At 44.2% G+C, this 7,386-nt stretch carries 9 protein-coding genes; 2 read left to right on the forward strand and 7 right to left on the reverse strand.

The window, feature by feature from the left end:
- Positions 1-41: 41 nt before the first annotated feature.
- The 6 genes from OCK74_RS27520 to OCK74_RS27545 all read right to left on the reverse strand — a co-directional run bounded on the left by OCK74_RS27520 (position 42) and on the right by OCK74_RS27545 (position 5,212).
- Positions 42-545: a hypothetical protein gene (locus OCK74_RS27520; RefSeq protein ID WP_279300339.1), complete on the reverse strand. Its 504-nt coding sequence runs from the start codon at positions 543-545 to the stop codon at positions 42-44.
- 163 nt (positions 546-708) lie between these two features.
- A complete protein-coding gene (locus OCK74_RS27525; protein WP_279300340.1) occupies positions 709-1,368 on the reverse strand; it encodes a hypothetical protein in 660 nt (219 codons plus the stop codon).
- Positions 1,369-1,758: 390 nt separating this feature from the next.
- Positions 1,759-2,931, reverse strand: coding sequence for an IS91 family transposase (locus tag OCK74_RS27530; RefSeq protein ID WP_279300341.1), 1,173 nt, complete (start codon positions 2,929-2,931; stop codon positions 1,759-1,761).
- Positions 2,932-2,940: 9 nt separating this feature from the next.
- Entirely contained in the window at positions 2,941-3,804 is an 864-nt protein-coding gene (locus tag OCK74_RS27535; RefSeq protein WP_279300342.1) for a tyrosine-type recombinase/integrase, read from the reverse strand.
- A 275-nt stretch (positions 3,805-4,079) separates the two neighbouring features.
- A complete protein-coding gene (locus tag OCK74_RS27540) occupies positions 4,080-4,679 on the reverse strand; it encodes a tyrosine-type recombinase/integrase (RefSeq protein ID WP_279300343.1) in 600 nt (199 codons plus the stop codon).
- Positions 4,680-4,696: 17 nt separating this feature from the next.
- The gene (locus OCK74_RS27545; protein WP_279300344.1) at positions 4,697-5,212 is read right to left on the reverse strand and encodes a hypothetical protein; all 516 of its coding nucleotides are present in this window, start codon (positions 5,210-5,212) and stop codon (positions 4,697-4,699) included.
- 707 nt (positions 5,213-5,919) lie between these two features.
- Here OCK74_RS27545 and OCK74_RS27550 point away from each other — a divergent pair.
- Complete coding sequence (locus OCK74_RS27550) at positions 5,920-6,084, forward strand: hypothetical protein (protein WP_279300345.1); 165 nt, start codon at positions 5,920-5,922, stop codon at positions 6,082-6,084.
- Between the two features lie 366 nt (positions 6,085-6,450).
- Here OCK74_RS27550 and OCK74_RS27555 read toward each other — a convergent pair whose 3' ends face one another.
- Positions 6,451-6,807, reverse strand: a complete 357-nt coding sequence (locus OCK74_RS27555) for a hypothetical protein (protein ID WP_279300346.1) — start codon at positions 6,805-6,807, stop codon at positions 6,451-6,453.
- Between the two features lie 384 nt (positions 6,808-7,191).
- Between OCK74_RS27555 and OCK74_RS27560 the strand changes: the two genes are divergently transcribed.
- Positions 7,192-7,386: hypothetical protein (locus tag OCK74_RS27560; protein WP_279300347.1), on the forward strand; the 195-nt coding region annotated here is incomplete at its 3' end.

Genomic DNA, 7,386 nt, shown 5'->3' on the forward strand with positions numbered 1-7,386 from the left:
TACGTGACCCGTACGTACAGTGGTGTGAGAGGCGCTCCCTGCTACCTACCAGTGGCAGGGCCGTCTACTCGATTATGCGTGGGTAAGTAGTCAAATTTTTTTACACTTGCATTAGTAATATTCTGTAAACTATCAAATTGGCTGGAAGTAATAGACTCTAATTTTATCTTCAGACCTGAACCCAATTGTGTTGGTATTGTTGGTGGGTCAACAGAAAATATCTTTATTGTATCACCGAATTGTTGATGAAACACAGTTGTAAAACTGCCTCTCCATATATAATCAGTTTTGGGATTGGGCATCCAGTTTTCACTTGTTGGCTTTGTCTGCGTCAGTGCAGTTACTTGATGATCTCCAGTAAGTCCCCACGTCATTGATACCAAGTACCTATTTTCTTTTGCCTTGCCAGATGTAAATTCAACTATATTGAACAAAGGCTTGCCAATTTGATCAAATCTATTTGATTCATGCTGACACTTCATACCACCCCAAAAGGCAAGTGGTAATAAAACAATTAGGATGGTGATAATTGTGTTTTTAGACATGGTCGGATTAATTACGCATAACGATCAAAGGTATTTGGGAAGTGGCTGTAGTCTGGGTTACTGCTGCTTCTCTCAAATTATGTCCTTGATTATTGTTTTAAAGTTGAAAGATAGTTCAGCAGCAGCCAATTCACAAATATCAAATGTTATGGGCAGCAATCCTTTACTGATTCACTATATGTTCCAATTCCATTAGTTGGATGTCAGTTGCGTTCACAAGCCCAACTGTTTTGTGGCGGCTGAATTGTGGCTCTGTAATATAAGAGAATGCCAGAGCCACTTTTGCATATTGTTTTGCTTCTTCTTTTTTGTTCATTCTCTCACACACTTGAGCACTTAGTGCTGCATGATAAAATTTATCACTGTTAAGGATGATGCTATCAACAGGGTGATTCTTGCAAAGTTTATAGGCTTCCTCAAACTTGTCTTCTATGTTGCCGTTTAAAATGGTTTCAGCAAGTTTTAGATCTGCCAGTCCACTTGTGCCGCTGCGTGTATTTTTTGTCCTATAGTGATCTGTTACCAGCCTATAGTACATCTCTGCTTTCTTATAAGCACCAACATGAATATAATAGTCGCCCAGTTGCTCCTGTGCAAAGACCACACTAAACTCTTCTTCTGGATAATCCTTTAAGAGTCTTTCCATCAAGCTAACACCAGCAAGTTGTGTGTCACTATCGTCACTATTCAATAGGTAGCTGGCTTGTATTCTCAAGTATTGAGCCTTGTTGTATGCTCCCCTTGAGCGTTTTAACCGTGCTTCAAAGTCAGTAGCGACAATCTCATTCCAAATTTTATTACGATACCACTCTTCAGATGCCATTACTGTAATTGGAGTTTCTTTAAGTTGCCCATAACACTAAGAAAAGTATCCGAAAGGCCCCCTGAAAAAGGCCCTCGCTAAAGGATTATTCGTGGGGCCTTGCGGTATACTTTTGCGTTGACCGATGTCGCCGTACCGCCTCTGATTAGGAGTAAAGTATCGATCTAACCTTTCTTAGTTGTTTAAAGTTTTTAATTCTGTTTTGTTTTTCATCCATCATCTGCCACCAAAAGTGGCTGACAGTAATGGATTGCAGCTCTAAAATTAAGCACATCCTATTTTCGTTGTTGTTATTAACTGTTGTTTTTTCTTTTAGGTGCAAATCACTGTCATTACGTCCAATGAACGTTACTCTGAAATCATCCAATCATATCCGCTTTACAACTACGCTCAGCCATCATCTGCTCTCTTCCAAGGCAGGTATACTAACACCAACTCCAATGTGTTCTCCCCACAACAAGGACACCTGTTCACCTCCATACCATAGCGCTCCAAAAGACGCACCGTAAAAGGAACACTAACAGCCCCCGCATGCTGTGGCAGCTCCAGCAACGTGAGTACTTCACTGATCCGCTTATGCCGGCCCCTGTTGCTTAAATAACCGTACATCCTGATCTTGGTAAAACCCTTGGGCAAGATGTGCTGGGAAAAACGCCTGATGAACTCAGAGGCGGCAAGGGTCATCTCCTTTTGCTTTCCTGTATCTGCATAGTCCTTATACTGAAAGCTTACCGTATCCTCCTCATCACTAATCCCTATGATCCTATGATTGGAGATGGCCACCTTATGGGTATACCTTCCCAGGTATTCAATCACAGCCTGCGGACCTCCAAAAGGAGCCTTGGCATACACCACCCAATCTTTTGAATACAACCCATTGATCAATGCCTTTACATCCATACCTTCCGGTGGTATGAGCTGCCCTGCTGCCATCAGTGTTTTCAGCCCCTGCATGAACTTGCCTCTGTAGACCACAGACATGGCTTTGACCGGAAAGAGAAAACGCCAGTCATTCTTTGTGGCCTCCTTCCACTTTCCCTCTCCAGTAATACCCCCGCCGCTGACGATACAGTGTATGTGGGGATGATAACTGAGCTGCTGTCCCCAGGTATGCAGCACCGAGATGATGCCTGGCTGTGCCCCTAAGTACTTTTCATCTCTTCCAAAAGCAAGAAGTGTCTGCGAAGAGGCATCAAAGAGCAGCTTATACAGAAGTCTTTGATGGCCCATGACAAGGCTATTCAGCTCATGCGGCAGGGTGAAGACCACATGGTAGTACTTCACCGGCAGCAACTCCCGTGTGCGGGCTTCGATCCACTCTTCTTTCTTTAGGGCGCCACACTTAGGGCAATGTCGGTCTCTGCAGCTGTGATACTGGTATTTGACATGCCCACACTGTTCACTGGTGCAGCGATAGAGATGAAAGCCCAGATCAGGGGTACGGCAGAGGCTGATTCTGCCCAGTACTTTCTTTACCTGAGCAGAGGCTGCCTGCTCCACCTGCATGGGATGGGCTTTGAGCACCTGCTGCACCGTAGCAGCAGGCGTGGAGTATGTTTCCATAATCCACCTTTAATGCTTTGTTTTGCTACCTGAGGGCTGCTCTTCACCCGGCAAGACATCATAAGGGTTGACCACACTTTGCCGGTGTTTGGCACTGAGATGCAAATACCTGGAAGTGGTTTGAAGAGAGCTATGTCCCAACAGTTCTTTTACGGTATGAAGATCTGTACCATTCTCTACCAGGTGTGTGGCAAAAGAGTGCCGAATGGTATGTACCGAGTAGCGTTTGCTTTGCAGTCCCAGTCTGGCCAGCGCAATTTTCACCAGGTGCTGAATAGAGCGCAAACTCAGTGGCCTTCCTTTTTGTGCGCCATTGAACAAATACTCCTGGGGACGGTAAATCAGGTAATAGGCTCTGAGTTCCAGCAGCACCTGTTGGGATAAGAGGGTGAAGCGGTCTTTAGAACCCTTGCCCTGAACCACTTTGATCTGCATGGCTTTACTGTCGATATCGGTGATTTTCAGTTTAGAGATTTCTCTTAAGCGCATGCCGGTGCTGTACAGCAGCATTACCACTGTTCGGTGCTTTACATTTTGGATGGTGTCAATGAGGGCCTTGATTTCTTGCTGGCTCATGACCGGGGGCAGTTTGGTGGCCTTTCTTGGATAGATCAGAGTGGGAAGGACTAAGGGCTTTTGCAGCACGTTGCGAAAGAAAAAGGAAATGCTTTGCGCTGCACCGTGACACTTGGTGCGACTACAGCCCAGGGTCTTGTTTAAGTACAGCAGGTATTGCACGACATGATCAGCACAGAATTGCTGAACAGGGACATCCCCATAATGAACAAAGAAGTAACGAAGTTCTCTGAGATAATTACGAATAGAATCTTGGCTGTAATGGCCTAAGAACATGTACTGGGAAGTTCTTTCCAATGCATCAACAGCCTGAGGGCTTAGTGTTTTTTTTCCATGATCTTGTAGTTTAAAATAAAGAATACTACAAGTTACGCAGTCTTAAAAACTCATCGCCTGAATAGGCGATGTTGGTTCAACGAGTAAATTTAGTCATATCCCCGCCACCCTGCAAAAATTTAAGAAATAACCCTTACTCCCTAAGAATCAATAACTTCCAATTGAGTTTTTTGTATAGCCCCATCTGCATGAGCCCATCTGTAGTGCTAATCTGAAAATATAAAAAACGCAACTGCTTACTCCAATTTCAGCCGGTCCAGCGGACTTTGTATGCTGCCCAGCTTCAGATTGCTCACATGGGTATACCTTAAGGTCGTTTTTAAACTGTTGTGGCCTAAAAGCACCTGGATATATCTAATATCTGTACCCGCTTCCAGCAAATGAGTAGCATAAGAATGGCGCAACAGGTGAATGCTACCTTTCTTTTGTATACCTGCCCATCTCTTGGCCTTTTTTAGTACTTCTTGGGCACTTCTGGTACTGTACGGCCCTCGATTTTCTCCTTCAAAAAGGTATTCCCCCGGTTTATACTGCTGATAATATATCCTTAGTGTCTCCAGCAAGGTCTGGCTCAGCGGCACCATCCGGTCTTTCCCACCTTTGCCCTCCCGGATGTGGATCATCATACGCCCCGGATCAATATCCTTTATCCTCAACTTTACCAGCTCACTTACTCTTAGACCGGCAGAGTAAGCTGTCATCAAAAGTGCTCTATGCTTTAAATTCTTCATTTGCAGAATGATCCTGGCTACTTCGCTTTCCGCCAGCACACCAGGCAACTTCTTTGGCTTCTTAGGTCGAGGCAGGTCATAGAACTCACGTCCCCTGCCCAGCACCTGTTCAAAGTAAAACTTCAGGGCATTGATAGCAGTATTGAGGCGTGTGGCGCTATAACGCCTTCCCCCTCTTTCGTCATTTCGCTCACTTTTCCTTTACCTAAGAGACGCAGCAACGGGTGAAATTCATCGCAATAGGTCTTCTGCGTTTGAGGACTATAGCCCTTGAGCTGTAGTAATTCCTGGTATTGGGTGAAAGCCTGGAGGTTGTCTTTATTTAAGGGAAACTGCAAAAGCAACTCTGCTCTTTGCTTAGAAATTTTTTCAGTTTTCAGCAGAGGCTGCACACTCTTCTTTTGCTCCAGGTACTGCCTGAGGATTGAACTGTCCAGTTGTGCTTTATCCCTTAATGTTTCTTTGAGGATCAGGTACTGTTCTTTATTTAAGGGCAAATACCACTGGTGATGTGCTCCGCTCCATTTAATGCCCTTGATTTTTCTGATAGCATATTCCAGCTCTTGATCCAATGGGGAGGGAATACCCATTGCTTCCTGCCCCCTGATATGCAGAGGTGTGATCGTTAGGGTAATCATCTGGTTAAGGTTTGATTAGATCAAGAAGTCACTAAATATCAGGCATCCTTGCTGTCGGAAAAGCAAATGATAAGGAAAGAGTAAACAAGGCAAAGCCACCCTCACTCCCTGGCTTAGGTAAGATTTGAATACCTAAAAGTAATCTTAAAACACCCACAAAAAAACTTCATCGCTGCAGCTATCTCGCAAGACCAAATCCGCAGCCATAAAGTTTTTCACTTCCCTGCTCCAGGCACAAACCAGCGCTTCTTGGGCCCACACACCGCAGCCTTGCTCAATTGTTTGCTACACTTCGCTTAGCTGAGCGGCTCCTGTCGCGCCCACCGCTCAGTTACCGCTCACTCTTTCACAAAGCTGCTCTTGCCAGACTTCTCTCTTCTTTTATTTGCTTATTTCCTATTTATGAAACAAGTTACCCGCCTCACCAAAGCATAGCATCCATCACTGCCGACTAGCTAATGCTGCAAGCATCCATCCCCTGGCAGCTGATGAAGTCCTGGACTGCCTCTTCTCCGCAGCCAACTAAACCCTGCACCAACACTTAACCGGCCGGCGCTTTTTCAATTAAAAATTTCTATACGGGCAAGTTAGCAAGCCTCACAACACCCCAGCTGCGCAGCATAAACACAAACCCACATGCACATTGGCCATCATTTATACTGCCGGCAAACACGGCTTGCTGGAAACCTGCCCTAAAATTTTTAAATATGAAAAAGCTTCTTCCCGCCCGTCCACGTCGTTTCTCCAGTGCAGTTTTAGTCTACAGCTATTCAGAAGCAGGCCTTCAGTTTCAGGTCTTCAAGTATCGCCAGTGCCGCTATTATGTCCATGTTTGCAAGCTCTACGCTTTCATCAGCGAGTTGCCTTTTTAGGCAGCTTGCATCCGACCTGTTCATCTGAATCAACAAATACTACCATAACCCGCCACTCATAAACAAGGCTCACTCGCATAATCTAATTAACCCAGCCAACCTCATTTATTTTATTGTCATTTAGTTGACGCAAATCATTGACAATCCCCATTTATCAACCTACTTTTACACCAGCTTATTAAGCAGTTAGTTTTGGTTAACGGCTCCCCTTTCCAGCGGAGCTTTTATTATGCCCGCATCCTGCTACCTTGATGAACCAATAACAACAACTGCGTAGAATATCTTTTAAAGCTAGACGGATAACCGCCATCTAAGTACTGTAATGTAACCAGTTTGAATAGGATAGGAGGCAAGACGCTTCTGAACTTAAATCCCTTTATCGATGCTGTTATCGCTGTTATTTTGCACTCTTTGCCAAAGAGGTATGTATTCTTGGTTTTTATACAGTTCTTTACGGCTTACACCAGGCATATAAGGTTTAAGGGCCGGCCACTTCTTAGCCTCTCTTTTCCTGGTCAGTTCCTTTAAGTACTTTTTCACGGCAGTACTCACCTTTGATATCATTTGCACCTCCACATCCACAAAATCAAAACGATAGGTTTCCTCAGCCTTCACCCTCATAATATGTTGCACCGCATCGATATTATAATTATCGATCTGCCGGATCCCAGTATAAGGTTCTCGCCGCTTTCTGGTCCATATCACAATCCGGTAAAAAGGCAAATGCTAATTTTATTAGCAAAGTTAAGACATTTGCTCAACCCTCCACATATACTTTTGCTGCAACCCGCTCGGCAATATCAATGCTTGTAGTCAAAGCTTATCCCCGGTTACGCACATGCGCATATACCACAACTTGATTCCCTCGAGCAGTAGCCATGCAAAAAAAGCATCACTAATTGTCAAAATATTGGTGGTTTATTATTGGTCTAAACTTGATATTTGAATTTATTAGAGGCGGGAAGGGTTAACGAAAGGTTTTAACCAGGAACATAATAGGGGAGGAAGGAAAAGAACACAGACCTCTACCCTTCGGAATGACCCTGAAACCTGTTGCCTGAAATCACTTTTCGGTAGTTGCAATTGTTCTTCAATAAAACCAAAACCATGAAATTAAAACTGTTTGTTTGCCTTAGCTTACTTTTTATTTTTGTTGCCTGTTCTTCAACCAAAGTAATCAAACTCTCGCCTGCTGAAGGAGCTTCCAAAGAGTTTGGGTACGGCCATGGTCATGCAAAGTATACCAATGATGATAGCAGTTATGCAGCTTATGCAAGAAAACTGGGAATGGATAGTTTTGTT

The sequence above is a fragment of the Paraflavisolibacter caeni genome, from assembly GCF_025628885.1.
Lineage (GTDB): Bacteria > Bacteroidota > Bacteroidia > Chitinophagales > Chitinophagaceae > Flavisolibacter > Flavisolibacter caeni.